The following is a 25,725-nucleotide window of genomic DNA, read 5'->3' on the forward strand; positions in this document are numbered from 1 at the left end:
CGGCTCAGTCGACCGGTCGCACCGGCGGCGGGGGCCTGCCGGACCAGAAGTCCTGGACGCCGCGCCACCACCGCAGGCTCTCCGGGCCGAGCCAGCCCACCGCCAGGTCCATCGGCAGCCCGGCGCGGAGCAGGGCGTTCTGCAGGTCCTCGAGGTAGCCGATGGTCGCGAGCTCCCGCACGCGGTCGTCGCCCTCGACGTGGAGCCGCTCGATGGCGGCGAACGTCGCCGGCAGCTCGGCCGTGCGACCCGCCGCGAGGAGGGAGACGACGTGGCGCGAGAAGGCCGCCGCGTCGGAGTAGTGGAGCCGGCCGCCCTCGTCGGCGCCCTGCTCCTCGGCCTCGTCGCGCCAGACGGGCTCGAAGGACGGGCAGGCCTCGAGCAGCAGTCCCACCACCTGTTCCCGCTCGATCGTCATTGCGCCATCCTGCCCCGAGGTGCACAATTCATCACATGATGAATTCAACGATCGAGGTCGAGGGGCTGACCGTGGTGCGCGGCGGGCGCCCGGTCCTGACGGACCTGGACCTCCGCGTCGGCGCGGGCGTCACCGGGCTGCTGGGACCGTCGGGGTGCGGCAAGTCCACGCTCCTGCGGGCCCTCGTCGGCGTCCAGCGGGTCGCCGGCGGCAGCGTCACCGTGCTGGGGGAGCCGGCGGGCAGCGCGGGCCTGCGCCACCGGGTCGGCTACGTCACCCAGGCCGCCAGCGTCTACGACGACCTGACCGTCGCCGAGAACCTCCGCTTCTTCGCCCGGGTCCTCGGCGTCGACGCCGGCGCGGTCGAGCGTGCCGTCGAGGCGGTCGACCTGGCCGGCCACCGCGACGCGGTGGCGGGACGGCTCAGCGGCGGACAGCGCAGCCGGGTCAGTCTCGCGGTGGCGTTGCTGGGCGAGCCCGACCTGCTGGTCCTCGACGAGCCCACGGTCGGCCTCGACCCGGTGCTGCGGCGCGACCTCTGGGAGCTCTTCCACGGGATCGCGGAGCGGGGCGCCACCGTGCTCGTCTCCAGCCACGTCATGGACGAGGCCGAGCGCTGCGACCGGCTGCTGCTCATGCGCGAGGGCCGCATCCTCGCCGACGACACCCCCGCCGCGATCAAGCAGCGGGCCGGGGCCACCGACGTCGAGACGGCGTTCCTCACCCTGGTGGAGGCGGCGGCATGAGCGCCCGTACGACGACCGCCGTCGCGCGCCGCGTCCTGACCCAGGTCCGCCGCGACCACCGCACGCTCGCGATGCTGCTGGTGCTCCCGACGCTGCTGATGACGCTGCTGTGGTGGATGTACGCAGACGCCGGCCCCGCCTTCGACCGCCTCGGACCCGCCCTGCTGGCGATCTTCCCGTTCATCGTGATGTTCCTCGTGACCAGCGTGACGACGCTGCGCGAGCGGTCCAGCGGCACGCTGGAGCGGCTGCTCGCGATGCCGATGGGCAGGCTCGACTTCCTGCTCGGGTACGCCGTGGCGTTCGGCGCCGTCGCGGCCGCCCAGTCCGCGATCGCCGTGGGGGTCAGCGTCGGGCTGCTCGGGCTCGAGCTCGCCGGGCCGGTGTGGCTGCTCGCCGTCGTGGCCGTGGTCGACGCCGTGCTGGGCACCGCGTTGGGTCTCTTCGTCTCGGCGTTCGCGCAGACGGAGTTCCAGGCGGTGCAGTTCATGCCGGCGCTCGTCGTCCCGCAGATCCTGCTGTGCGGGCTGCTGGTGCCGCGCGACGACATGCCCGACGTCCTGGGGGCGGTCTCCGACGTGCTGCCGCTGTCCTACGCCGTCGACGCGATGGCGCACCTCACCTCGTTGTCGTCCACGGGCGAGGTGTGGGGCGACCTCGCCGTCGTGGCGGGGTTCGTCGTGGCCGGGCTCGCGCTCGGCGCGGCGACGCTGCGCCGACGTACGTCCTAGCCGACCGGCTATCCCACGAGGCCGGTCTCGTAGGCGGCCACGACGAGCTGGGCACGGTCGCGGGCGCCGAGCTTGAGGAAGAGCCGCGACACGTGGGTCTTGGCGGTCAGCGGGGAGAGCACGAGGTGCTCGGCGATCTCGTGGTTGGACATCCCGCGGCCGACGAGCCCGAGGATCTCCCGCTCGCGCGGCGTGAGCGCCGTCAGCCGCTGGTCGGGCGGCGCCGGAGCGGGGACGGGCTCGCGGGCGGCGGTCGACGACACGTAGGCCTCGATGAGCGCACGCGTGACCCGCGGCGCCAGGAGCGCCTGACCGGCGTGCACCAGGCGCACCGCGTCGATCAGCGCGTCCGGCTCGATGTCCTTGAGCAGGAAGCCCGACGCGCCCGCGCGCAGCGCGCCGAAGACGTACTCGTCCAGCTCGAACGTCGTCAGCACGATCACGCGGCTGCCGGCCAGGCGCGGGTCGGCGGTGATGCGCCGGGTGGCCTCGAGCCCGTCGACGTGCGGCATCCGGATGTCCATCAGCACCACGTCGGGCAGCGTGGCGCTCGCCCGGGCCACCGCCTCCTCGCCGTCGACGGCCTCGCCGACGACCTCGAGGTCGGGCTCGGAGTCCAGCAGCGCGCGGAAGCCGGCCCGCACGAGGGTCTGGTCGTCGACGAGCAGGACCCGGATCGGCCCGCTCACGTCGGAGCCCCCGCCGGGAGGGACGCGGACACGCGCCACCCGCCCTCGGGTCGGGGACCGGCCTCCAGCGTCCCGCCGGCCGCGAGGGCGCGCTCGCGCATGCCGCGCACCCCGTTGCCGGAGCCGCTGTCGTCGGTCGGCGCCGTGCCGGTGCCGTCGTCCTCGACCTCGATCAGGACCCGGTCGTCCGTGCGCGCGACGCGCACGCGGGCCGTCGTCGTCCCCGCGTGGCGCAGCACGTTGGTGAGCGCCTCCTGCACGATCCGGTAGCCCGTGGCGCCGATCGAGGCCGGCAGCGGGAACGCGCCCGGGTCGATGGTGACGTCGACGTCCACCCCGGCGGCGGCCAGGCCGTCGCGCAGGTCGTCGAGCGCGGCGAGGTCGGCGGTCGGCCGGATGGGGGCGTCCTCGTCCTGGGGGTCGCGCAGGATGCCGAGCATGGAGCGCAGGTCGTCGAGCGCCTCGCCGCTGACCCGCTTGATGTCGCGCAGGGTCGCGCGCGCCCGCTCGGGGTCGCGCTCCAGCAGGTGCGCGCCCACCCCGGCCTGCACGTTGATGGCCACCATCGCGTGCGCGACGACGTCGTGCACGTCGCGGGCGATCCGCAGCCGCTCCTCGCCGACCCGGCGGCGGGTCTCCTCCTCGCGGGTGCGCTCCGCGGTCTCGGCCCGCTCGACGAGACCGGCCAGCATCGTGCGGCGGTCGTGGGCCATGACGCCCAGGGCCAGCGGCAGCACGACCAGGCCGAGGTTGCGCGCGGTGTCGACGTCGAAGAGCGAGTGCGGGCTGTACGTCGCCAGGATGTAGGCCACGAGGAGCATGCTCGGTGGCGCGGCCCAGAACGAGCGCCGCCCGCGCAGGCTGGCGAGCGCATAGGCGCAGACGACCGGCGAGACCGCGATCGTCTGGTAGACCGGCGTCGTCTCGGTGACGCCGAAGAGCAGCACCATCGCGGCGGTGAGCGCCAGCTCGGGGTGCTGGCGCCGCACCAGCACCGGCAGGCAGATGGCGACGATGGCCACCACGCCGGCCGCCGACGGCTCGCCCTTCTCGCTGCGGAAGAGCTCGATGAGCATCGGGCCCACGCACAGGACGAACGCCCCGACGTCGAGGACGCGAGGCGGGAGGTGGGGCCGGGTCACCCCCCGACGGTAGCGGTGGGTGACCCGGCCCCGCGTCGTCCTCAGGGAGTATCCGCGAGCACGCGAGCGCGCTCCTCGGCAGGCACGACGGGTCCCTCCGACAGACCCACCCGGTCGTGGAGACGGCGCAGCCACATGGGCGCCCACCAGTTCCACTTGCCCAGCAGGCCCATCAGCGACGGCACCAGGAGCGACCGCACCACGAAGGCGTCCACCAGGACCCCGACCGCGGTGGCGACGCCGATCTGCTGGATGAACGAGATCGAGCTGGTGCTGAAGGCCCCGATCGCGACCGCCAGCAGCAGCGCGGCGGCGGTGACCACCGAGCCGGTGCGGCCGAGCCCGGTCGCGACGGCCTCGCTCTCCGACAGCCCCGCCTCGCGCTCCTCCTTGATGCGCCCGAGCAGGAAGACGCCGTAGTCGGTCGACAGGGCGAAGACCAGGGCGGCGGCCACGAGGAAGTCGGTGGGCTCGATGCCGCCGTTGGGCGTGTAGCCGAGCAGCCCGGTCAGCCGGCCGTCCTGGTAGACGAAGGTGAGCGCGCCGAGCGCGACGCCGACGGTGAGCGTGTTCATCACGACCGCCTTGAGCGGCAGCACCACCGAGCCGGTCATCAGCCACAGGACCAGCAGCGTGAGCAGCACCAGCAGGGCGATGGCGAGAGGCAGGCTGCCGCTGATGGCGGCCTGCTGGTCGACGAACTCGGCGGCCGGTCCGGCGACCAGGGCGTCGACGCCCTCGACCCGGAGGTCACGGAGCTCGCCGACCACCTCCTGGGCGCGCTCGCCCGCGGCGGACCCCTCGACCGGCAGCGCGAGCTGCCACGTGCGGTCGTCGAGCGCGACCGGCTCCGCCGCGTCCCGTACGCCGTCCAGGCCGCCGGCCTGCGCGGCGTACTCCGCCACCTGCCGGCCGTCGTCGGCCTGGATCGCGACGGTGACCGGGGTCGTGCCGGTGCCGGCGAACTCGTCGGCCAGCCGGTCCGACACGATCCGCGCGCTCTGGTCGGTGGGGACGACGGTCTCGTCGACCGGCGTCCACTCGGCCCGCAGGGCGGGCGCCGACAGGACCACCATCACGACGGCGGTGGCGGCCGCGACCCGGCCGGGGCGGCGCATGACGGCGTGCGAGAGCCGGTACCAGCGGCCCTCGGCCGCCGCCCCCGAGCCGGCCGAGCGGCGCTGGAGCCGGGCGCCCATCAGGGCGAAGAAGGCGGGCGACACGACCAGGGCGGCGAGGGCGGCGACGACGGCCACGACGGCGCCCGCGATGCCCATCGACTTCAGGAAGCCCATCGGGAAGATCGTGAGCGTCACGAGGGCGACGGCCACGGTGGCCGCGGAGAACACCACGGTGCGCCCGGCGGTCTGCATCGTCGCGACCACCGCGGCGGGCGTCGGCCCGTGCCGGGTGAGCTCCTCGCGGTAGCGGGTCAGGAGGAAGAGCGTGTAGTCGATGGCCAGGCCCAGCCCGAGGCCGATGACGAGGTTGAGGGCGAAGACGCTCAGGCCGTAGACCTGGTTGACCCCCGCGAGGGTCAGGAAGGTGCCGAGCACGGTGGTGACCCCCACGACCAGCGGCAGGAGTGCGGCGCGGCCGCCGAAGAACAGCAGGGAGAGCAGCAGCAGCAGCGGCATGGCGAACAGCTCGGCGCGGGCGAGGTCCTCGCCGACGCTCTCGCCGATCTGGAGGCCGGCCGTGGCGCCGCCGCCGACCGTGACGTCCCCGTCGTCGGCGAACTCCTCGATCGCGTCGGCGGCGACGTCGTCGTCGGTCGCGGAGGCGTCGAGCGTGCCGAGGACGAGCGTGCTGGTGCCGTCCTCGGAGGGGCCGCCGGGCGTCACCTGGGCGACGCCGTCGACGGCGGCGAGCCGGTCGCTCACCTCCTCGACCCGGACGGGGTCGGTGTCGTCGACCAGGACCGCGAGGCCCGGGTCCGGGGCGAGGCCGGTGGCCGCCTCGACGCGCTCCACGGCCCTGGCCGAGTCGGAGTCGCCGGGGACGAACCCGCCGGAGGAGTCCAGCGCGCCCGCCACCGGGCCGCCGAGGGCGCCGGCGACGAGCACGAAGAGGAAGAGCCCGACGAGGACTCGGCGAGGACGCGCGATGATGCGGTGCAGGAGGGTGAGGGTCATGCCGACGATCCTTCGGGCTGCGGCTCCCGGGCGCGTCGTGCTGGGGGATGCTCCCGCCGGGCGGCGTACTCCGAGCGGTGTACGCCGCCGGGAGGCGCGTCGGCGGTGCGTGCCGGGGGCTGAACTAGCCTGGGGAGCATGTCCCTGCTCCGCCAGCCGATCCTCCTCCTGTCGCGCAGCGCTCAGGTCAAGAAGCTCGTCAGCACCCTGCCCGTGACCTCCGGCGTCGTCACCGGCTACGTCCCGGGGGAGACCACGGACACGGCGGTCGACGCCACGCGGCGCCTGGTCGACGACGGGCTCGAGGTGACGCTCGACTTCCTCGGCGAGGACACCGTCGACGCCGCGCAGGCCGAGGCCACCGTGGCGGCGTACGTCGAGGTCCTCAAGGCGCTGGGCGCCGCCGGCCTGACCCGGCACGCCGAGGTGTCGGTCAAGCTGTCCGCGATCGGCCAGGCGCTGCCCGACCACGGCCACAAGGTCGCGCTGGAGAACGCCCGCACGATCTGCCGCGCCGCGCGCAACGCCGGCACGACGGTGACCCTCGACATGGAGGACCACACCACCACCGACTCGACGCTGGCCATCCTGCGCGACCTGCGCAAGGACTTCCCGGAGACCGGCGCGGTGCTGCAGGCCTACCTGCACCGCACCGAGGACGACTGCCGCTCGCTGGCCTACGAGGGCTCGCGGGTCCGGCTGTGCAAGGGCGCCTACAACGAGCCCGAGTCCGTGGCCTTCCAGGACCGGGTCGACGTCGACAAGTCCTACGTGCGCTGCCTGAAGATCCTGCTGGCGGGCGACGGCTACCCGATGGTCGCGACCCACGACCCGCGCCTGGTCGAGATCGCCTCGTCGCTGGCCAGCCGCTACGGGCGGGCGCAGCAGACCTACGAGTTCCAGATGCTCTACGGCATCCGACCCACCGAGCAGCGGCGCCTGGCCGAGGGCGGCGACAAGGTGCGCGTCTACGTGCCCTACGGCGGCGAGTGGTACGGCTACCTGATGCGTCGCCTCGCCGAGCGGCCGCAGAACCTGTCATTCTTCCTGAGGTCGCTGATCTCGAAGAAGTGAGACCGCAGCGCGCGCGACGAAGGAGCGGGCGCGTGGCGGGCGAAGATTGAGCAAGCCCCGCGGCCGAGGAACGAGGCCGCGACGGGCGCGTCGAAATCCAGTACAGGGAGTACACATGAGTTCGCAGACCGCCATCCTCGGCGCCGGCGTGATGGGCGAGACCCTGCTCTCCGGCCTCGTCCGCGCGGGTCGCCGGGTCGACCGCCTGCTGGTCGGCGAGAAGCGCGCCGAGCGCGCCCGCGAGCTCGAGGAGCGCTACGGCGTCTCGGTGGTCACCAACGTCGAGGCGGCCGGCAAGGCGGACACCCTCGCGCTGGTGGTGAAGCCGCAGGACATGGGCGACCTGCTCGAGGAGATCGCGGGCGTGCTGCGCCCCGGCCAGCTCGTCGTCTCCCTCGCCGCCGGCATCACGACCGCCTTCATCGAGTCGCGCGTGCCCGAGGGGGTCGCCGTCGTCCGCGTCATGCCCAACACGCCCGCGCTGGTCGACGAGGGGATGTCCGCGATCTCGCCGGGCTCGCACTGCGACGACACCCAGCTCGCCGAGGCCGAGTCGCTCATGGCGTCGGTCGGCAAGGTGCTGCGGATCCCCGAGCGCCAGCAGGACGCCGTCACCGCCATCTCCGGGTCCGGCCCCGCCTACATCTTCTTCGTCGTCGAGTCGATGATCGAGGCCGGCGTGCACCTCGGGCTGCCGCGCACGACGGCGAGCGAGCTCGTGATCCAGACGCTGGTCGGCTCCGCCAAGATGCTGCGCGAGACCGGCACCCACCCGACGGTGCTGCGCGAGCAGGTCACCTCGCCGGGCGGCACCACCGCCTCCGCCCTGCGGGAGCTGGAGATCCACCGGGTGCGGGCGGCGTTCCTGGCCGCCATGGAGGCCGCGCGCGACCGCTCGCGCGAGCTCGCCCAGGGCAGCTGAGACGACCGGTGCCCGGCCTGCCGCACGTCTGGGGCGCCACGCCCGAGGAGGTACGGCGCGACTACCCAGCCGACCGGCTGCTCGACGGGACGACGGTGGCCATGACGCGCGCCGTCGCCGTCGCCGCGCCGCAGGAGCTGGCGTGGCGCTGGCTGTGCCAGATCGCCGTGGCGCCGTACTCCTACGACCTGCTCGACAACCGGGGGCGGCGCAGCCCGCGCGAGCTGACGCCCGGGGCCGACCGGCTCGAGGTCGGGCAGCTGATGATGATCTTCCGGCTGACGTCGTTCGAGGCCGGACATCACTGGACCGGGGTGACCACGCCGGCGGCGAGCCGGCTGTTCGGCCCGGTGGCCGTCACGTACGCCGCGGAGCGCGACGGTGACGAGAGCCGGATGGTCTGCCGCCTGGCCTGCCAGGTGTCGGGGCCGCTCGCCCGGCTGCGGCTGCCCTTCCTGGCCTGGGGGGACCTGGTGATGATGCGCAAGGAGCTGCTGACGCTGGGCTCGCTCGCGGAGCGCGACGCCGCGCGCGCGGGCCCCGGGGGCTAGACCGAGCGCAGCGTCGTCATCAGGTCGAGCAGGTCGTCGACCAGGCCGCGCACGACCGGCAGCCGCGAGAGGCGCGCCAGTCGGTCCAGCATCGGCACGACCTTGTCGACGAGCGCGTGGCTGCGGGCCTGCCCCGCGCTGTCGTCGTAGACCCAGAACAGCACGACCCCCATCTGCACCATCCACAGCAGCTCGGGCAGCTCGCGCCTCAGGGCGGGGGCCAGCTTGAGGTCGGAGCCGTCGACGACCTGCGCCATCACGGCGATGCTCGCCTCCCGGGCGCGGGCCGACTCGGGGCTGAAGGGCGACAGCGGGCTCGTCGGCTCGGCGGCGTTGCGGAAGAACTGGCCGGCGAACTCGTGGTCCGGGGCGGCCACCTGGAGCCAGGTCTCCAGGACCGCGTGCAGCCGCGCGGCGAAGGACCGCTGCCCGGCCAGGAGGGTCGAGGCGGCCGCCGCGTGCTCGGCCTGGATGCTGTCGTAGAACGCCTGGATGAGGTGTTCCTTCGACGCGAAGTAGTAGTAGGCGTTGCCGACCGAGACCCCCGCCTCCCGGGCGATGGCGCGCATGGTGGTCTTGTCGTAGCCGTCGCGACGGAAGAGCCGCATCGCCGCCTCGGCGATGCTCGCGCGGGTCTGCTCAGCCTTGGGGGAGCGGGCTGCAGGTTCCGGCACAGCGATCAGGGTAGTCACCGCCTCGGTCGGCGCCCGCGGCGAGCAGCGACCGCAGCCCCGCGGCGGAGTACGCCGCCCCGCGGGCCAGCGGCAGCCAGGCCGGTCGCGCCAGCCGCTCGGCCAGTCCGCGGTGGGCGCGGGTGGCCCACAGGCACATCACCCAGGCGTGCTCGTGGGTCCAGAACGAGCCGTCGTCGGCCACGACCGTGATCTCCGTGAGCGTGCGGTCGTGGTCGAGCGTGGGGAACCGCGCCCGTGCCTGCGGCGACGCGGCCGCGACCAGCTCGACCGGCACCAGCGTCGCCTGGCCGGTGAGCCAGTCGCGGAACCGGGCGCACAGCGGGCAGCCGGCGTCGTACAGGACGGTGAGCATGACCCGTCGAGCCCTCAGGCCCGGCCGGGCGCGGGGTAGGGGTGGGTGTACGACGCCACCGGCGGGAGGTGGCCCTGCGGTGCCACGGGTGCGGTGCGCAGCGACTCCATGCGGCTGCGCCGGCGGATCGCGTTGAAGACGTAGACGTTGAAGAAGTGCAGGACGCCCAGGGTCAGGGTCACCACGCCGATCTTGACGCTGAGCGTCTCGAAGAGGCCGCCGAGGTCGCGCACCGGGTCGCTGATGCGCAGGTAGAGGCTGACGAAGCCGAGGTTGAGCAGGTAGAAGCCGACGACCAGCAGCTTGTTGACGGCGACCGCGAGCTCGTCGTTGCCGGCGAAGACGTCGGCGAGGAAGACCTTGCCGTTGCGGGCGAGGGTGGTCGCGACCCAGACGATCAGCGGGACGCTGACCGCGAGGTAGGCGAGGTAGGTGCCGACGGTCCAGTCCATGGTGCGCTCCTTGTTTTGAACGTGTTCAACTCGATGGTATCGACAGTAGACCAAGAGTTGAACGCGTTCAAGTCTGGCTCTACAACCCGATCGCGGCCTCCGCGGCGGCGAGCACGGGAGCGGTGACCTCCCGGCAGCGCGCCGCGCCGGCGGCGTAGACCTCGGTGACGTGGGTCGGGTCCGCGGCGAGGTCGGCGTAGCGCTGCTGGACCGGCTCCAGGACCGCGACGACCGCGTCCGTGACCGACCGCTTCAGCGCGCCGTACGTCGTCACGGTCTCCGGGTCGCCGCCGCACGCGGCGAGGATCTCGAGCAGGTTGGTGACGCCCGGCTTGGTCTCGCGGTCGGCGCGGACCGCCGCCGGCCCGGTCTCGCTGTCGGTCACGGCGCGCGCGACCGTGCGCCGTACGACGTCGGGCGGGTCGAGCAGGCGGATCGTGCCGGCGCCGTCGCTGCCGGTCTTGCCCATCTTGGCGCGCGGTCGGCCAGGTCCATCACCCGCGCACCGGCGGGCGGCGTGGTGATCTCGGGGATGGCGAACACCGGCCCGTAGGTGGCGTTGAAGCGCATCGCGAGGTCGCGCGTCAGCTCGAGGTGCTGGCGCTGGTCGTCGCCCACCGGCACCTGGGTCGGGCGGTAGAGCAGGATGTCGGCGGCCATCAGCACCGGGTAGGTCAGCAGCGACGTGCGGGTCGAGCCGACGCCGCGGCCCTTCTCCTTGAACTGGATCATCCGGTTGAGCTCGCCCGTCGTCGCGACGCACTCGAGCAGGTAGGCCAGCTGGGCGTGAGCCGGCACGCGGCTCTGCACGAACAGCGTGCTGGCGTCCAGCCCCACCGCGAGCAGCAGCGTGGCCTGCTCGCGCACCAGGCCGCGCAGCACCGACGGGTCGTGGGGGACGGTGAGCGCGTGCAGGTCGGCGACGCCGTAGAAGCAGTCGGCGCCGTCCTGCGCCGCCGCCATCGGGCGCAGCGCGCCGAGCAGGTTGCCGAGCGTCAGGTGGCCCGTCGGCTTGAGCAGCGAGAGCCGACGGGTGGTCGTGGGGTGTGTGGACATGGAGATGCTCCTGGGGGTGAGAGCCCGCAGGTCGACCGTGCCCGACAATGCACGACGGCCGCCCGCAGGCGGCCGATGAAGGGTGTGCTTCGTAGGGGTCCGCCGGTCAGGCGGGCCACCACTGGGTGGGTCGGGTCGTCAGCACCCGCTCAACCTACCAAGGACGGCGAGTAGGTTGCTGCCATGACGACGCCGGCAGAGTGCACCGGGCCGGCGACGGTGGTGTTCGACGAGAGCCTCACCGCCTACGACTTCGGCCACGGGCACCCGATGTCGCCGCTGCGGGTCGACCTGACCATGCGGCTGGCGCGCGAGCTCGGTGTCTTCGACCACGGGCTGCGGCTCGTCGACGCCCCCATGGCCGACGACGCCCTGCTGGCCACCGTCCACGACCAGTCGCTGATCGACGCGGTGATCCGGATGAGCGAGGCGCCCGGACCGGGCGAGGAGCAGCACGGTCTCGGCACCGACGACAACCCGGTCTTCGCCGGGATGCACCGAGCCTCCGCCCACATCGTCGGCGCCACCCACGAGGCGTGCCGCCAGGTGTGGTCGGGCGAGTCGCTGCACAGCGCCAGCATCTCCGGCGGGCTGCACCACGCGATGCGCGCCCGCGCCAGCGGCTTCTGCATCTACAACGACGTCGCGGTCGGCATCCAGTCGCTGCTCGACCAGGGTGCCGAGCGCGTGGCCTACGTCGACGTCGACGTCCACCACGGCGACGGCGTCGAGCGGATCTTCTGGGACGACCCGCGCGTCCTCACGATCTCCCTGCACGAGACCGGCCAGATGCTGTTCCCCGGCACCGGCTTCCCGGTCGACCTCGGCGGCCCCGACGCGCAGGGGACGGCGGTCAACGTCGCCCTGCCGCCCGGCACGAGCGACGCCGGCTGGCTGCGCGCCTTCCACGCGGTCGTGCCGCCGCTGCTGCGCGCCTTCGACCCCGAGATCCTGGTGACCCAGCACGGCTGCGACTCGCACGCCGACGACCCGCTGGCGCACATGATGCTGAGCGTCGACGGCCAGCGGGCGGCGTACCTCGCCCTGCACGAGCTGGCCCACGAGGTCGCGGGCGGCCGGTGGGTCGCCACGGGCGGCGGAGGGTACGCCGTCGTGGAGGTCGTCCCGCGGGCCTGGACCCACCTGCTGGCGATCGTCGGCGGCCGGCCGCTCGACCCCGCGACCGAGACCCCGGCGGCCTGGCGCGCCCACGTCGAGGAGCTCCTCGGGCGCTCCGCCCCGCACCGGCTGACCGACGGTCGGACCCCGGCCTACCGGCGCTGGGAGGACGGCTACGACCCCGACACCTGGCTCGACCGCGCGATCCACAGCACCCGCACGGAGGCCTTCCCGCTGCACGGCCTCGACCCCGAGCTCTGACCGGCCGGCGACGTACGGATCGGCGCGTCAAGCCGACACGCCGTCGCCCCAGAAGTTCCTTTGGTGAATCCCTTCCCCATCCGTCACTCCTGGCCCTATCCTTCCCACGATGCGCCCGTGTGATCATCGGTGGGGAAGCCGATGGCGGTCGCCACAGAAAGTTGGTGCGCCATGGCAGCGAACTCCTCCGGGGACCGCGCCGATTCACGGTTCCTGACCATCGCCGAGGTGGCCGCGATGATGCGGGTGTCGAAGATGACGGTCTACCGCCTCGTGCACAACGAGGAGCTCCCCGCGCTGCGGGTCGGACGCTCCTTCCGGGTGCGCGAGGAGGACGTCGACGAGTACCTCCGCAAGAGCTTCTACAGCGCCGGCTGACGGCGGTGGGGCGGGCCCGGTGGGCCCCTCCACCCAGGCGGATTCTTCCTGACGCACCCACGCCGATAGGCTGGCCCGGTTCTCCAGGCAACTCCTGGAGCGGCTGATCAACCTGGAGAGGTTTATTCGTGGGTTCTGTCATCAAGAAGCGGCGCAAGCGTATGGCCAAGAAGAAGCACCGCAAGCTGCTGAAGAAGACGCGCGTCCAGCGTCGCAAGCTCGGCAAGTAAGCCCGTCGTTCGGGTCTCGGACGCAGCCATGGCCGGTGACGGCAGGGTCGTTCTCGTCACCGGGGTCTCTCGTGACCTCGGCCGGAAGGCCGCGCGCGCCATCGCCTCCGAGCCCGACGTCGCGCGCGTCATCGGCGTCGACGTCGTCCCCCCGCGGGGCGACATGGGCGACGTGTCGTTCGTGCGCGCCGACATCCGCAACCCCGTCATCGCGAAGGTCATCGCGAAGGAGGACGTCGACACCGTCGTCCACATGAGCGTCATCTCGACCCCCGGCAGCGCCGGTGGTCGCAACACGATGAAGGAGCTCAACGTCATCGGGACGATGCAGCTCCTGGCGGCGTGCCAGAAGGCGCCGGGGCTGCGCCACCTCGTGGTGAAGTCGACGACGACGGTCTACGGCGCCAGCAACCGCGACCCGGCCATGTTCACCGAGGACATGGAGCCGCGACGCGCGCCGCGGGCGGGCTACGCCAAGGACGTCGCCGAGATCGAGGGCTACGTCCGGGGGCTGGCGCGGCGTCGTCCCGACCTGCGCGTGACGCTCCTGCGCGCCGCCAACGTCATCGGGCCCCACGTCTCGAGCCCGATCACCTCCTACTTCCGGCTCCCGGTCCTGCCCACCGTCCTCGGCTTCGACGCGCGCCTGCAGTTCCTGCACCAGGAGGACCTGCTCTCCGTGCTCCGCCACAGCGTCGTGCGCGACGTCCACGGCACTTTCAACGTCGCCGGCGACGGGATCCTCATGCTCTCGCAGGCGGCGCGCCGCCTGCAGCGGCCGACCGTGCCGATGCCGGGCTTCGCCGTGGGCGGCCTCGGGTCCTTCCTGCGCTCGGCGCGCGTGGCGGACTTCTCGCCCGAGCAGCTGTCGTTCCTCACCTACGGCCGCGGCGTCGACACCACCCGCATGCGGGAGGTCCTCGGCTTCGAGCCGCGCTACACCACGGCGGAGGCCTTCGCCGACTTCGGCAGCCGGTTGCCGGTCACCGGTGGTCGCTCGGAGAAGGTCCTCTCCGCGCTCGCGCGCCAGCTGCCCGACCCCGACGCGCGCCCTCGGCCCGAGACCGCGTCAGACCCCGCCGCCGTCACCGCCCCGGGAGGTGCCCGCCGTGGGTGACGCCGAGATCATCCCGATCGGGACCCGAGGCCGCCCCGGTCGCGGCACGGGCACCCAGCCCAGCTCCGCCGCCCGCGGGCTGGCCCCGAAGTCGCCCACGAAGCCCGCGACGGCCGCCACGAAGGCGTCCCCCCGCCGAGCCGGCCCGGTCACGGACCCCGCAGCGCCGGCAGCTCCCTCCGAGCCCACCGCGCCGGCGGCGGCGTCGACCGCGACCCGCCCGCCGGCTCGCACCGAGGAGCGGCACCCGCTCGCCGGCGTCCCGGGGAGCGACTGGCTGGCGGCGTTCCAGCAGGCGGCGCTCGAGGTCTTCGGGGAGCAGTGGGAGCCCCAGCTGGCCCGCTTCCTCGCCTTCCTGCGTCGTCGGGTCACCGGCGACTACGTCGTCGACGAGTACGGCTTCGACCAGGAGGTCACGCAGCGGTTCTTCATGGCCGCCCTGCGACCGATCGCCGAGAAGTGGTTCCGCCTCGAGGTGAGGGGGATCGACAACATCCCCGCCGAGGGTGGCGCCCTGGTCGTCTCCAACCACTCCGGCACCATCCCGGTCGACGGGCTGATGACCATGGTCACCATCCACGACCAGACCGGGCGCTTCCTGCGGCCGCTGGGCGCCGACCTGGTCTTCCAGATGCCGCTCGTCAGCAGCTTGGCCCGCAAGGGCGGCGCGACCCTGGCCTGCAGCGAGGACGCCGAGCGCATGCTGCGCGGCGGCGAGCTGGTCGGGGTCTGGCCCGAGGGCTTCAAGGGCATCGGCAAGCCGTACGCCGAGCGCTACAAGCTCCAGCGCTTCGGACGCGGCGGCTTCGTCTCGGCCGCCCTACGGACCGGCGTCCCGATCGTCCCGCTGGCCGTGGTCGGCGCGGAGGAGATCTACCCCCTCGTCGGCAACATCCCGGGCCTCGCCCGGGTCCTGGGCGTCCCCTACCTGCCGATCACGCCGTTCTTCCCGCTGCTCGGACCGCTCGGCCTGGTGCCGCTGCCGTCGAAGTGGCTGCTGGAGTTCGGCGAGCCGATCCGCACCGACGACTACGAGGGCGGCGCCTCGGAGGACCCCATGCTGGTCTTCAACGTCACCGACCAGGTCCGCGAGACCATCCAGCAGACGCTCTACTCGCTGCTGATGCAGCGCGAGTCGGTCTTCCGCTAGTCGGCGACCGGCCCGTCAGGGGAGCAGCGGCCCGGTGACGTTGCCGAGCAGCTCGTCGAGGTCCTCGGCCAGCTCTTCGGGAGTGGTCGGCGGCGGACCGGCGCTCTTGATGCCGTCGGTCAGCTGGCCGAGAGGCCCTTGACTGGTGCCGCCTCCGTTGCCGCCGCCGTTGCCGCCGGTGGTGCCGCCCTGGGGTCCGGCGCTCGGGGAGACGGTCGGCGGTGTCGGCACGTCGGGGCCGACGGTCGTGCCACCGGGCAGCGTCACGCCGCTGCCGCCCCTGCCGCCGGGGGTCGCCTTGCCGTCGGGTCGTTCGGGCCCGGGCTGCCCGGCACCGGGGGAGGCGAGGCTCGGCCCGAGCAGGTGCTCGCTGAGGGACCTGACCGTGTCGACGGCGGCGGCCGGCACGGGGGCGAGGCCCGGGGCGCACGTGGGACACACGTAGATCGCCTGCTGCTCGATCTGGCCGAGCACCTGGACGGCCTGGATGAGCGCGCCGCGCGCCTCGTCGGGCACCAGCGACTCCAGGCCCTCGAGCTCGGCGAGGCTGTCGGCGGTGAAGTCCCGCAGCTCGGCGATCGGCGACTCCTCGCCGGTGCTCTGGTAGTCGGCGATGAGCGCGTCGGAGGCGGCGCTGGCCTGGTCGGAGAAGGCGTGGAGGGTGTCGGCGATCGCGGCGCCGTCGCCCCGGTCCTGGGCCAGCTCGTCGGCCTCCTCCAGTCGCCCGGAGGCGTTGTGCAGGAGGGCGGACCCGCGGTCGCCGTCGTCGGACTGGACGCCGGCGCGGGCGTTCTCCAGGGCGCGCTTGAGGGGGTAGAGCGTGTCGCCCGGCAGGGCGGTCTGGGCCGCCATCGCCATCGAGGTCGTCGCAGCGACGATCGCGAACCCGCCGATCGCGACCGCGACCCGGCGCTCGCGCGGCGTACGTCGGGGGGTCACCGTCAGCCGGGCGCGGGTCTCGGCGTCGGTCGCCGGTGCGAGCGCGGAGTCGGCGGCCGTCATCAGCCGCTCCCGCAGGCCGGCGACGAACTCCGGGCGGGCCTCGACCGGCGGCACGGCCCGCAGGCCCTGCACCAGCTCGAGGAGGTCGACGTAGCGCGCATCCGTCGGCCCGCTGGTCGCCTCGACCAGTGAGCTGAACTCCTCGGCGCGACGTCGCGCCGTGAATGCGGGGGTCATCGGATCCGTCCTGGAGTGCCGCGGGGTGCGGTGGTGGGGCGTGCTGACATCGGGTTCAACGACCCGGTCGGCTCAGGAGTTACGGCGAGGAGGGGGCACCGGCGAGTGGTGTTCGACACCCCTCTCAGGCGCTGGAGAGCGAGTGTCGTCATGAGCCGCGGATCCCGTCGGGCATCAGCTTGGCGAGGTTGCGGACCCCGCGCAGCTGCAGCTGCTTGACGGCGCCGTCGCTGCGCCCGAGCGCGGCAGCTGTCTCGGCGATGCTCATCCCCTGCAGGAAGCGCATCACCAGGCAGTCGCGCTGCTCGTCGGGCAGCTGGGTCAGCGCCTCGAGCAGGATCTCGTTGGTCATGCTCGCCAGCACCGTGGACTCCGGCCCCTCGGTGCTGTCGTCGTGGGCGCCCATGTCCTCGGTCGTCATCTCGAGGCGCGTGCGGCCGGCCTTGAAGTGGTCGGTCGCGAGGTTGCGGGCGATCGTCATCAGCCAGGCCCCGAAGTCCTTGCCCTGCCAGCGGAAGCCGGTCATGCTCCGCAGCGCCCGGAAGAAGGTCTCCGAGGTCAGGTCCTCGGCCAGCGGCCCGGAGCGGGTGCGGTAGAAGAGGAAGCGGTAGACCGAGGGCTGGTAGTGGTCGTAGAGCATCCCGAACGCCTCGGTGTCGCCCTTGCGCGCGAGCTCGACCAGCGCGATCAGGCGCGTGCGCTCGGCGGCGTCGTCCTCCGACGACGCGGCCAGGTCGGCGTCGCCGTAGCCCCCGGGGCCCTGGGTGCCCCGGCCGCTGCCGCCGCCGCCCAGCGCCTCGCTGAGCAGGATCGCGGCACGCAGGGCGTCCAGCCCGAGCGCGACCTCACGACCGTACGACGGCATGCGAACAGTCACCCTCCCGCTGGAGGCTCCCCCCGAAGCCTTACCGGATAGTAGGCCAGCACCCGGCCCCGGGGGAACCGTCCGCGGCAACTCGTGGCGGCGCTCAGCGGCGCCGGCGCAGGGCCACCGCGGCGGCCACGCTGCCCGAGACGGCACCGGTCACCGCGCCCACCACCAGGCCCGCCCGAGCCGCCTTGCGGCCGGTCCGGTAGTCGCGCACCCGCCACCCCTGGGCCCGCGCGTGCACCCGAAGGCGGGCGTCGGGGTTGATCGCGACCGGGTCGCCGACCAGGCTCAGCATCGGCAGGTCGTTGAAGGAGTCGGAGTACGCCGAGCACGCGGCCAGGTCGAGCCCCTCGCGGGCCGCGAGCGCCTTGATCGCCTCGGCCTTGGCCGGGCCGTGCAGCATGTCGCCGACCAGCAGCCCGGTGTAGACCCCGTCGACGTGCTCGGAGACGGTGCCCATCGCGCCGGTGAGGCCCAGGCGTCGCGCGATGATCGTGGCGATCTCGATCGGCGCCGCCGTCACCAGCCAGACCCGCTGCCCCTGGTCGAGGTGCAGCTGCGCGAGCGCGCGGGTCCCGGGCCAGATCCGGTGCGCCATCGCCTCGTCGAAGATCTCCTCGCCCAGCTCCTCCAGCTCGGCGACCGTGTGGCCGGCGATGAAGCTCAGCGCCGAGTTGCGCGCCTGGGCGACGTGCTCGGGGTCCTCCACGCCCACGACCCGGAAGTAGGCCTGCTTCCAGGCCGCGCCGAGGATGTCGCGCGTCGTGAAGAAGTCGCGGCGGTGCAGGCCGCGGGCAAGGTGGAAGATGCTGGCGCCCTGCATCACGGTGTTGTCCACGTCGAAGAACGCCGCCGACGTCGAGTCCGAGGGCGTCACCAGCGCGGTCTCCACCTCCGCGGCCGCGGCCGCCGCCTCTCCCGCCAGCGTCGAGCGCTGCTGCAGGTTGAGCTGTCGCGAGCGGTCCGGCGGTGGCATCGGCACACAGTAGCGCCGCCTCGGGCCCCGCACCGGTGGTCGAGCAGCGACGAGCGCCAGCGAGGAGCGCGCGTCGAGACCCGGTGACCCTGCGCACTTGCCGGCGCCGATGTGGGTCGCGGTTGCTCCGGCGCTGCGCGCCGGGTTGCCCGGCTGCGCGCGGGGGGTGGGGGTGCGGCCTTCTCGGACTGAGCCACGGGGCGTCCCGGTGCCCTGGGGTGGGCCCGTGGGGGACGAGCTCGCCGTGTCGCCGGGCAGCAGCAGTGCCGGGTCGCGGTGGTCTTCCCGGCGCCACGCCTCCCCTTCAGCCCCACGGGCCCACCCCTGGTCCCCGTGCCACCCCGTGCCGGGGGCAGCTCCTCGGCGGCTTCAGGGGAGGTGGATGTTGCCTCGGGTCGGGCGTGTGCGGCTCACTGCCTGGTGGTGCGTACGACCGACCCCGTGACCCATCCATCTACGTAGCGAGGTGACGCCAAGGCCCGCCTCGCAGGGGATGGTGGAGGACCGGGTCCGTGGGTGCGCCGCGCCGGGAGGTTCTGGGCCTTTCCCCTCGCTTCTGGGCCGGAATTCTGGCCCAGAACGTCAGGTTTTTCAGCATCTGCTGAAAACCTGCGCCGCCACCGACGACGCAGGAGACCCCCGGCGGGCTGGCGGTCGTCGAGCTCGACCGGGGGAGGTTGAGGGCCACACGGGAATCGCCGTCTGTGGAAGTATCTGCCCATGTCCAGCGCAGACGCGGCACGTGCAGACGCGGCACGTGGTGTGACGGACGTGGCCGAGCTCGTCACGCTCGCAGCCGAGGAGAGCCCGGAGCGGCTGGCGCTCGTGGAGGCCGAGGGCCGCAGCCTCACGTGGGCGCAGCTCGAGCAGGAGGTCGGTCGGGTCGCCACCGGGCTCGGGGCCGCGGGCATCGTGGCGGGCTTCCGGGTGATGCTCGTGCTGGGCAACCGGATCGAGTTCGTGACGACGTACCTCGGCACGCTGCGCGCGCAGGCGGTCGCGGTGCCGGTCAACCCCCTGTCGACGCCGGGGGAGCTGGCGCGCATGGTGGCCGACTCCGGTGCCCGCATGGTCGTCGCGGACGGCGACACGGTGACCGCGGTGCGCGAGGCCTCCGCCCTGCTGCAGCGCGCGCTCGACGGTGACGTCGACGGCATGGGCGAGGTGGACCCCGACGTCGTCGCGCGCCTCGTCGTCCCGCGCGTGGTGGTCGTCGGCACGACGCTGCTGCCGGGCGAGCGCTCCTACGACCACCTCCGCGCCGACACCCCGCGCCCGGTGCCGCCCCTGCAGGATCCCGAGAAGCTCGCCGCGCTCCTCTACACCAGCGGTACGTCGGGCCGCCCGCGCGCCGCGATGCTCACCCACCGTGCGCTCGTCGCCAACATCGAGCAGGCCGCGGCGGTCGAGCCGCCGATGATCCACGGCGACGACGTGGTGCTGGGCGTGCTGCCCCTCTTCCACGTCTACGGGCTCAACGCCGTGCTGGGGCTGGTGCTGCGCCACCGCGCCAAGCTGGTGATCGCCGAGCGCTTCGACCCGCAGGGCACCCTCGACCTGATCGAGGACCAGGCGTGCAGCGTCGTGCCGGTCGCGCCGCCGGTCTTCGCCCACTGGCGCGACGTGGACGCGCTCGAGGAGCGGCTCGGACCGGTCCGGCTGATGCTGTCGGGGTCGGCGCCGCTGGCCACCGAGGTCATCGAGGACTTCACCGCCCGCACGGGCATCCCCCTGCACCAGGGCTACGGCCTCACCGAGGCCTCGCCGATCGTCACCAGCACGCTGCGCTCGTCGGCGCTGAAGAACGGCTCGGTGGGCGCCGCCCTCGACGGCATCGACATCCGCCTGGTCGACGAGGCCGGCGCGGTGCCGGTCGGCGACGACCCCGGCGAGATCCAGATCCGCGGGGCCAACCTCTTCAGCGGCTACTGGCCCGACGGCGCCGACGGCCCGGACGAGGAGGGCTGGTGGTCGACGGGGGACGTCGGCTTCCTCGACGCCGCGGGCGACCTGTTCCTGGTCGACCGGATCAAGGAGCTGGTGATCGTGTCGGGCTTCAACGTCTACCCCGTGGAGGTCGAGGAGGTCATCGGCGAGACCCCGGGCGTCACCGAGGTCGCCGTGATCGGCGCCGACGACCCCACCTCCGGCGAGGCGGTCATCGCCTACGTCGTCGCGCCCGGGCTGGACGCGGCGGCCGTCGAGTCCGCCGTGCGCGAGCACTGCGCGACGCGGCTGGCGCGCTTCAAGCAGCCGAGCCGGGTGGAGGTCGTCGACCGGCTGCCGCTGACCGTCACCGGCAAGGTGCAGAAGGGCCGCCTGCGCGGCCTCGAGCGCCGCCGCGCCCTGGGCATCCTGGAGTGAGCATGACCGCCCGGATCACCCTCTACGGCCGTCCCGGCTGCCACCTGTGCGACGACGCCCGGGCGGTGATCGAGAAGGTGTGCGCCGACACCGGCGAGGAGTACGTCGAGGTGTCGGTCGACGACGACCCCGAGCTGCAGCGCCGCTTCACCGACGAGGTGCCGGTGACCTTCGTCGACGGACGCCAGCACGACTTCTGGCGGGTCGACGAGGCCCGGCTGCGCGCCGCCCTGGGTCGCTGACGCGGCCGACCCACCCCCCAGCGGGTGGCACTTCTCACATGTGGTAGCCCGTGGGGGGAGGCGGCCGTCCGCTCGTTTTGTTCTCGCGTTCACAAACTCCTACAGTGATCGAGCCGCATGCCCGACCGCCTGCGAGGGCGGCTCCCAGACGTGGCGTGCGACTGGAAAGTGGACCGCTGTGACCGCACGGACAACGAGTGCCAAGACGTTGGGCGCGAGGACCTTGGGCGAAGGCGCCCGGGACATCCCCGAGGCCACCGTCGCGCGCCTGCCCGTCTACCTCCGAGCGCTGACGAGCCTGGCCGAGGCCGGCACCCGCACGTGCTCCAGCGAGGACCTCGCCGCCGCGGCCGGCGTCAACAGCGCCAAGCTCCGCAAGGACCTGTCCTACCTCGGCAGCTACGGCACCCGCGGGGTCGGCTACGACGTGGACTACCTGCGCTACCAGATCGCCCGCGAGATCGGCGTGACCCAGGACTGGCCGGTCGTCATCGTCGGCATCGGCAACCTCGGTCACGCGCTCGCCAACTACTCCGGCTTCCGCAGCCGCGGCTTCCGGGTCGTCGCGCTGCTCGACGCCGACCCCGAGCGCCACGACGAGGTCGTGGCTGGCGTCGACGTACGCCCCTTCGACGACCTCGAGCAGATCGTCACCGACCACGGCGTCGCGATCGGGGTCATCGCGACCCCCGCGCTCGCCGCCCAGGACGTCGCCGACCGCATGGTCGCCTGCGGGATCACCAGCATCCTGAACTTCGCGCCGTCGGTGCTCTCGGTGCCCGAGGGCGTCGACGTGCGCAAGGTCGACCTGTCCATCGAGCTGCAGATCCTGGCCTACCACGAGCAGCGTAAGGCCCAGACCGCATGAGGGGGCGCGCATGAGCATCCTGGTCGTGGGGATCTCCCACAACTCCGCCCCCGTCCACCTCCTCGAGCAGGTGGCGCTGGACGCCGACGGCGTCGTCAAGCTGGTCAGCGACGCCGTGGCCAGCGAGCACGTCACCGAGGCCACCGTCATCTCCACCTGCAACCGGGTCGAGATCTACACCGAGGTCGACCGCTTCCACGGCAGCGTCGAGGAGCTCTCCCGCCTGCTCGTGGAGCGCGCCGGCGAGAGCACCGAGGCGATGCTCCCGCACCTCTACGTCCACTACGACGACGGCGCCGTGTCCCACCTCTTCCAGGTGGCCGCCGGCCTGGACTCCATGGCCGTCGGCGAGGGCCAGATCCTGGGACAGACCCGGGAGGCGCTGCGCCTGGGCCAGGAGCTCGGCACCGTCGGCTCGGCCCTCAACGTGCTCTTCCAGCAGGCCTTGCGCGTGGGCAAGCGCTCGCGCGCCGAGACCGGCATCGACCAGGTGGCCCCCTCGCTCGTCACCGCCGCCCTCGACCGCTCCAGCCAGGTCGTCGGCGACGTCGCCGGCAAGCGGGTGCTGGTCGTCGGCGCCGGCGCCATGGCCGGGCTCGCGACCGCCACCGTCTCCCGGCTCGAGGCGGGCGAGGTGACCGTGGTCAACCGCACCGTGGCCCGCACCGACCGGCTCGTCGCCGAGTACGCCGTGCGCGCCGCGCCGATGAGCGACCTGGCCGCCGAGATCGCCCGTGCCGACCTCGTCATCACCTGCACCGGCGCGACCGGTGTCCTGATCACGCGCGACATGGTGCAGGCCGCCAACCCCGAGGGCCGTCCGCTCTCGGTCATCGACCTCGCGCTCCCGCACGACGTGGAGCCCTCGGTCGCCGACCTGCCCGGCGTCACGCTCGTCGACCTGGCCGAGCTGGCCGCCGTGCTGCACGAGTCCGACGCCGGGCGCGAGGTCGTCGACGTACGCCGGATCGTCACCCAGGAGGTCGCCGCCTTCCTGGCCGCGCGCCGCCAGGCCAGCGTCACCCCCACCGTCGTCGCGCTGCGCTCGATGGCCACCTCGGTCGTCGACGCCGAGATGAGCCGCCTCGTCGGGCGGCTGCCCGACCTCGACGACGCCTCGCGCCTGGAGATCCTCCACACCGTCCGACGCGTCGCCGACAAGCTCCTCCACGAGCCCACGGTCCGCGTCAAGGAGCTCGCCAACGAGCAGGGCGCGGTCTCCTACGCCGCCGCGCTGGCCGAGCTGTTCGCGCTCGACCCCGAGGCCGTCGAGGCCGTCACCCGACCGGAGGGCCTCGCATGAGCGCCGCGCTCCGCATCGGCACCCGCGCCTCCCTGCTGGCCACCACCCAGGCCGGCCACGTCGCCGACCTGATCCGCACCCACCTGGGCCGCGAGGCCGAGCTCGTCGAGGTCAGCACCGTGGGCGACCGCACCCAGGCCGCCGGCATCCCGCTGGAGACCATGGGCGGCACCGGCGTCTTCGTCAGCGCCCTGCGCGACGCGCTGCTGGACGGCCGGGTCGACGTGGCCGTCCACTCGCTCAAGGACATCCCGACCTATCCCGCCGACGGCATCACCCTGGCCGCCGTACCCGTGCGCGAGGACCCGCGCGACGTCGTAGTCGCCCGCGACGGGCTCACGCTGGGCGAGCTGCCGGTCGGCAGCCGCGTCGGCACGGGCTCGCCGCGCCGTGTCGCGCAGCTGCACGCGCTCGGCCTCGGTTTGGACGTGGTCGGCGTTCGTGGCAACGTCGACTCCAGGATCGGCAAGGTCCGCTCGGGTGAGTACGACGCCGTCGTGCTGGCCCGCGCGGGACTCGCCAGGATCGGCCGTCTCGACGAGGCCACCGAGGTGCTCGACCCGTTGCAGATGCTCCCCGCCCCCGGGCAGGGTGCGCTCGCGATCGAGTGCCGGTCCGAGGGCGACCTCGCGGACGCGCTCGCAGTGCTGCAGGACCCGACGACGCGCGCGGCCGTCGACGCCGAGCGTGCCGTGCTCGCCACGCTCGAGGGCGGTTGCTCCGCACCCATCGGAGCACTGGCAGAGGTGGCCGAGGGAGAAGACGGCGACGAGATCTGGGTGCGAGCGATCGCACTCTCACTGGACGGGGGCCTGTCGGTTCGGATGTCCGCATCCGGCGCCCCCGCCGACGCGACCAGCGTCGGCACCCGCCTGGCGAGCGAGATGCTCGCCGACGGAGCAGGTCAACTGAATCAACCGGCAGAACCATCAGCAGAGGTGCAGAACGCATGACGCGAGGCAAGACCACTGGTACCACCCAGGGCACGACCCTGGGCTCCAAGCCGGCCGCCAGCCGCGGCTGGGTGTCGTTCGTCGGCAGCGGACCGGGCGACCCCGACCTGCTGACGGTGCGCGCCGTCGACCTGATCAAGCAGGCCGAGGTGATCGTCACGGAGTCCCCGGAGCACGCCCCGCTGGTCCGCACGCTGCTGGGCCTGCCCGAGCCGGTCGAGGACGAGACGGGCGAGGCCGGCGATGCCGGACCCACCGCGGGGCCGACCCCCGTCGTCGGGCCCGAGCTGGTCGACGGCGGCTTCGGTGAGGACGGTCAGCCGCTCACCCACGCCGCCCGCGCGAAGGTCGTCGTGCGCTACGCCAAGAAGGGCTTCCGCGTGGTGCGGCTGCTCTCGGGCGACCCCTTCCTCTACGCCTCCGGCCCCGAGGAGGCCCAGGCCGTCGCCAAGGCGGGCCTCGGCTTCGAGGTCGTGCCCGGCGTCTCCTCGGTGAGCTCGGTCCCGGCCTACGCCGGCATCCCGCTGACCACCAAGGACCACCGCGAGATCTCGGTCATCACCTGCGGCGACAAGATCGACTGGTCGGCCCACGCGGGCGACCGCACGCTGGTGCTGCTCTCGGCCGTCGGCCAGATCGGCGACATCGCCAAGGCGCTCATGCTCGCCGGCCGCTCGCCGCAGACCCCGGTCGCGATGACCCGGGTGGGCACGACGACCGGCCAGGAGACCGTCACCTCGACGCTCGAGCACATCGCCGCCGACGCCCGCGCCGCGCGGATGACGCCCCCGGCGATCACCGTCGTCGGCAAGGTCGTCGACCTGCGCGAGACGCTGTCGTGGTTCGAGAGCAAGCCGCTCTTCGGCTGGCGCGTGCTGGTGCCCCGCACCAAGGAGCAGGCCGGCACGCTGTCGTCGCGGGTCCGCGGCTACGGCGCCGTGCCCGAGGAGGTCCCGACCATCTCGGTCGAGCCGCCGCGCAACCCGCTCCAGATGGACAAGGCCGTGCGCGGCCTGGTCGAGGGCCGCTACGAGTGGATCGCCTTCACCTCCGTCAACGCCGTCAAGGCGGTCCGCGAGAAGTTCGAGGAGTACGGCCTCGACGCGCGCGCCTTCTCCGGCCTGAAGATCGCGGCCGTGGGCGACAAGACCGCCCAGGCCATCGCCGCCTGGGGCCTGCGCGCCGACCTGCTGCCCTCGGGCGAGCAGTCGGCGGCCGGCCTGCTGGCCGACTGGCCCGAGTACGACGACGTGCTGGACCCCATCAACCGGGTGTTCCTGCCGCGCGCCGACATCGCGACCGAGAACCTCGTCGCCGGCCTGGTCGACCTCGGCTGGGAGTGCGACGACGTCACGGCCTACCGCACCGTGCGCGCCACGCCGCCGCCGGCGCCGACGCGCGACGCGATCAAGACCGGCAAGTTCGACGCGGTCGTCTTCACCTCGTCCTCGACGGTGCGCAACCTGGTCGGCATCGCCGGCAAGCCGCACCCCTCCACGATCATCGCCGTCATCGGTCCCGCGACCGCCAAGACGGCCGAGGAGCACGGCCTGCGCGTCGACGTCCTGTCGCCCAAGCCGGACGTCGAGGCCCTGGTCGACGCGCTCGCCGACTTCGGCGCCGCTCGCCGCCTGGCCATGATCGAGGCCGGTGACCCCGTCACGAAGCCCTCGTCGCGCAAGCCGTCCGCACGGCGCCGGACCCGCGAAGCGGGTACGGCGCCCTAGCGCGGAGGTCGAGCGGGCCCGTCG

Annotated in this window: 28 protein-coding genes; 16 read left to right on the forward strand and 12 right to left on the reverse strand. The window is 73.3% G+C overall.

The window, feature by feature from the left end; translation table 11 throughout:
- Positions 1 to 4: 4 nt before the first annotated feature.
- Positions 5 to 418: a hypothetical protein gene (locus tag E4622_RS15920; protein WP_134741190.1), complete on the reverse strand. Its 414-nt coding sequence runs from the start codon at positions 416 to 418 to the stop codon at positions 5 to 7.
- Positions 419 to 453: 35 nt separating this feature from the next.
- Between E4622_RS15920 and E4622_RS15925 the strand changes: the two genes are divergently transcribed.
- Positions 454 to 1,164 (forward strand): ABC transporter ATP-binding protein, encoded by a 711-nt coding sequence (locus E4622_RS15925; RefSeq protein ID WP_134741191.1) that lies wholly within the window; start codon positions 454 to 456, stop codon positions 1,162 to 1,164.
- Positions 1,161 to 1,895 (forward strand): ABC transporter permease, encoded by a 735-nt coding sequence (locus tag E4622_RS15930; protein WP_134741192.1) that lies wholly within the window; start codon positions 1,161 to 1,163, stop codon positions 1,893 to 1,895. Before E4622_RS15925 ends, E4622_RS15930 begins: the two co-directional genes overlap by 4 nt.
- A gap of 8 nt (positions 1,896 to 1,903) precedes the next feature.
- Here the strand turns inward: E4622_RS15930 and E4622_RS15935 are convergent, their stop codons facing one another.
- Genes E4622_RS15935 through E4622_RS15945 form a run of 3 tightly spaced genes read right to left on the reverse strand, consistent with a single transcriptional unit; the run spans position 1,904 to position 5,861 of the window.
- Complete coding sequence (locus E4622_RS15935; RefSeq protein ID WP_134741193.1) at positions 1,904 to 2,584, reverse strand: response regulator transcription factor; 681 nt, start codon at positions 2,582 to 2,584, stop codon at positions 1,904 to 1,906.
- The gene (locus E4622_RS15940; protein ID WP_134741194.1) at positions 2,581 to 3,726 is read right to left on the reverse strand and encodes a sensor histidine kinase; all 1,146 of its coding nucleotides are present in this window, start codon (positions 3,724 to 3,726) and stop codon (positions 2,581 to 2,583) included. Before E4622_RS15940 ends, E4622_RS15935 begins: the two co-directional genes overlap by 4 nt.
- Before the next feature lie 41 nt (positions 3,727 to 3,767).
- Complete coding sequence (locus tag E4622_RS15945) at positions 3,768 to 5,861, reverse strand: MMPL family transporter (protein ID WP_134741195.1); 2,094 nt, start codon at positions 5,859 to 5,861, stop codon at positions 3,768 to 3,770.
- A gap of 144 nt (positions 5,862 to 6,005) precedes the next feature.
- On the opposite strand from E4622_RS15945, the gene E4622_RS15950 reads away from it, so the two are divergent.
- From E4622_RS15950 to E4622_RS15960, 3 genes are all read left to right on the forward strand, one after another.
- A complete protein-coding gene (locus tag E4622_RS15950) occupies positions 6,006 to 6,935 on the forward strand; it encodes a proline dehydrogenase family protein (RefSeq protein WP_134741464.1) in 930 nt (309 codons plus the stop codon).
- A gap of 115 nt (positions 6,936 to 7,050) precedes the next feature.
- On the forward strand, positions 7,051 to 7,857 hold the full coding sequence (gene proC / locus E4622_RS15955) for a pyrroline-5-carboxylate reductase (protein WP_134741196.1): 807 nt from the start codon (positions 7,051 to 7,053) through the stop codon (positions 7,855 to 7,857).
- A gap of 8 nt (positions 7,858 to 7,865) precedes the next feature.
- The gene (locus tag E4622_RS15960; protein WP_134741197.1) at positions 7,866 to 8,408 is read left to right on the forward strand and encodes a hypothetical protein; all 543 of its coding nucleotides are present in this window, start codon (positions 7,866 to 7,868) and stop codon (positions 8,406 to 8,408) included.
- Here E4622_RS15960 and E4622_RS15965 read toward each other — a convergent pair.
- From E4622_RS15965 to trpS, 5 genes are all read right to left on the reverse strand, one after another.
- Positions 8,405 to 9,082 (reverse strand): TetR family transcriptional regulator, encoded by a 678-nt coding sequence (locus E4622_RS15965; RefSeq protein ID WP_245156060.1) that lies wholly within the window; start codon positions 9,080 to 9,082, stop codon positions 8,405 to 8,407. The genes E4622_RS15960 and E4622_RS15965 overlap by 4 nt on opposite strands.
- On the reverse strand, positions 9,048 to 9,455 hold the full coding sequence (locus tag E4622_RS15970) for a DCC1-like thiol-disulfide oxidoreductase family protein (RefSeq protein ID WP_134741198.1): 408 nt from the start codon (positions 9,453 to 9,455) through the stop codon (positions 9,048 to 9,050). Before E4622_RS15970 ends, E4622_RS15965 begins: the two co-directional genes overlap by 35 nt.
- Before the next feature lie 14 nt (positions 9,456 to 9,469).
- The gene (locus tag E4622_RS15975) at positions 9,470 to 9,907 is read right to left on the reverse strand and encodes a hypothetical protein (protein ID WP_134741199.1); all 438 of its coding nucleotides are present in this window, start codon (positions 9,905 to 9,907) and stop codon (positions 9,470 to 9,472) included.
- A 79-nt stretch (positions 9,908 to 9,986) separates the two neighbouring features.
- Positions 9,987 to 10,376: a hypothetical protein gene (locus E4622_RS23385; protein WP_348537007.1), complete on the reverse strand. Its 390-nt coding sequence runs from the start codon at positions 10,374 to 10,376 to the stop codon at positions 9,987 to 9,989.
- Positions 10,289 to 10,963: a tryptophan--tRNA ligase gene (trpS, locus tag E4622_RS15980; protein ID WP_348537008.1), complete on the reverse strand. Its 675-nt coding sequence runs from the start codon at positions 10,961 to 10,963 to the stop codon at positions 10,289 to 10,291. The genes E4622_RS23385 and trpS overlap by 88 nt, the downstream gene beginning before the upstream one ends.
- A 183-nt stretch (positions 10,964 to 11,146) precedes the next feature.
- Between trpS and E4622_RS15985 the strand changes: the two genes are divergently transcribed.
- The 5 genes from E4622_RS15985 to E4622_RS16005 all read left to right on the forward strand — a co-directional run bounded on the left by E4622_RS15985 (position 11,147) and on the right by E4622_RS16005 (position 15,218).
- Positions 11,147 to 12,343: an acetoin utilization protein AcuC gene (locus E4622_RS15985; protein ID WP_209021968.1), complete on the forward strand. Its 1,197-nt coding sequence runs from the start codon at positions 11,147 to 11,149 to the stop codon at positions 12,341 to 12,343.
- Between the two features lie 171 nt (positions 12,344 to 12,514).
- On the forward strand, positions 12,515 to 12,721 hold the full coding sequence (locus E4622_RS15990; protein ID WP_134741200.1) for a helix-turn-helix domain-containing protein: 207 nt from the start codon (positions 12,515 to 12,517) through the stop codon (positions 12,719 to 12,721).
- A 128-nt stretch (positions 12,722 to 12,849) separates the two neighbouring features.
- Positions 12,850 to 12,951 (forward strand): AURKAIP1/COX24 domain-containing protein, encoded by a 102-nt coding sequence (locus E4622_RS15995; RefSeq protein WP_008356322.1) that lies wholly within the window; start codon positions 12,850 to 12,852, stop codon positions 12,949 to 12,951.
- 28 nt (positions 12,952 to 12,979) lie between these two features.
- Positions 12,980 to 14,068 (forward strand): NAD-dependent epimerase/dehydratase family protein, encoded by a 1,089-nt coding sequence (locus E4622_RS16000; protein ID WP_134741201.1) that lies wholly within the window; start codon positions 12,980 to 12,982, stop codon positions 14,066 to 14,068.
- Positions 14,061 to 15,218 carry a lysophospholipid acyltransferase family protein gene (locus E4622_RS16005; protein ID WP_134741202.1) on the forward strand — a complete coding sequence of 386 codons (1,158 nt, stop codon included), beginning with the start codon at positions 14,061 to 14,063 and terminating at the stop codon, positions 15,216 to 15,218. Before E4622_RS16000 ends, E4622_RS16005 begins: the two co-directional genes overlap by 8 nt.
- A 15-nt stretch (positions 15,219 to 15,233) precedes the next feature.
- On the opposite strand, the gene E4622_RS16010 is transcribed toward E4622_RS16005, so the two are convergent.
- The 3 genes from E4622_RS16010 to E4622_RS16020 form a co-directional block, all read right to left on the reverse strand.
- Positions 15,234 to 16,397 (reverse strand): DUF5667 domain-containing protein, encoded by a 1,164-nt coding sequence (locus E4622_RS16010; protein WP_134741203.1) that lies wholly within the window; start codon positions 16,395 to 16,397, stop codon positions 15,234 to 15,236.
- Positions 16,398 to 16,545: 148 nt separating this feature from the next.
- A complete protein-coding gene (locus E4622_RS16015; protein WP_134741204.1) occupies positions 16,546 to 17,262 on the reverse strand; it encodes a sigma-70 family RNA polymerase sigma factor in 717 nt (238 codons plus the stop codon).
- A gap of 103 nt (positions 17,263 to 17,365) precedes the next feature.
- Positions 17,366 to 18,244, reverse strand: a complete 879-nt coding sequence (locus E4622_RS16020) for an HAD-IB family hydrolase (protein WP_134741205.1) — start codon at positions 18,242 to 18,244, stop codon at positions 17,366 to 17,368.
- A gap of 771 nt (positions 18,245 to 19,015) precedes the next feature.
- Here E4622_RS16020 and E4622_RS16025 point away from each other — a divergent pair.
- The 6 genes from E4622_RS16025 (at position 19,016) to E4622_RS16050 (ending at position 25,701) form a co-directional block, all read left to right on the forward strand.
- Positions 19,016 to 20,608 carry an AMP-binding protein gene (locus tag E4622_RS16025; protein ID WP_245156061.1) on the forward strand — a complete coding sequence of 531 codons (1,593 nt, stop codon included), beginning with the start codon at positions 19,016 to 19,018 and terminating at the stop codon, positions 20,606 to 20,608.
- A gap of 2 nt (positions 20,609 to 20,610) precedes the next feature.
- Entirely contained in the window at positions 20,611 to 20,850 is a 240-nt protein-coding gene (locus tag E4622_RS16030; protein WP_134741207.1) for a glutaredoxin family protein, read from the forward strand.
- 223 nt (positions 20,851 to 21,073) lie between these two features.
- Complete coding sequence (locus E4622_RS16035; RefSeq protein ID WP_245156062.1) at positions 21,074 to 21,718, forward strand: redox-sensing transcriptional repressor Rex; 645 nt, start codon at positions 21,074 to 21,076, stop codon at positions 21,716 to 21,718.
- A 10-nt stretch (positions 21,719 to 21,728) separates the two neighbouring features.
- Positions 21,729 to 23,021, forward strand: coding sequence for a glutamyl-tRNA reductase (locus E4622_RS16040; RefSeq protein ID WP_134741208.1), 1,293 nt, complete (start codon positions 21,729 to 21,731; stop codon positions 23,019 to 23,021).
- The gene (hemC, locus tag E4622_RS16045) at positions 23,018 to 23,974 is read left to right on the forward strand and encodes a hydroxymethylbilane synthase (RefSeq protein WP_134741209.1); all 957 of its coding nucleotides are present in this window, start codon (positions 23,018 to 23,020) and stop codon (positions 23,972 to 23,974) included. Before E4622_RS16040 ends, hemC begins: the two co-directional genes overlap by 4 nt.
- Positions 23,971 to 25,701 carry a uroporphyrinogen-III synthase gene (locus tag E4622_RS16050; RefSeq protein WP_134741210.1) on the forward strand — a complete coding sequence of 577 codons (1,731 nt, stop codon included), beginning with the start codon at positions 23,971 to 23,973 and terminating at the stop codon, positions 25,699 to 25,701. Before hemC ends, E4622_RS16050 begins: the two co-directional genes overlap by 4 nt.
- Positions 25,702 to 25,725 lie beyond the last annotated feature (24 nt).

The organism is Nocardioides sp. 503, assembly GCF_004522095.1.
Classification (GTDB): domain Bacteria; phylum Actinomycetota; class Actinomycetes; order Propionibacteriales; family Nocardioidaceae; genus Nocardioides.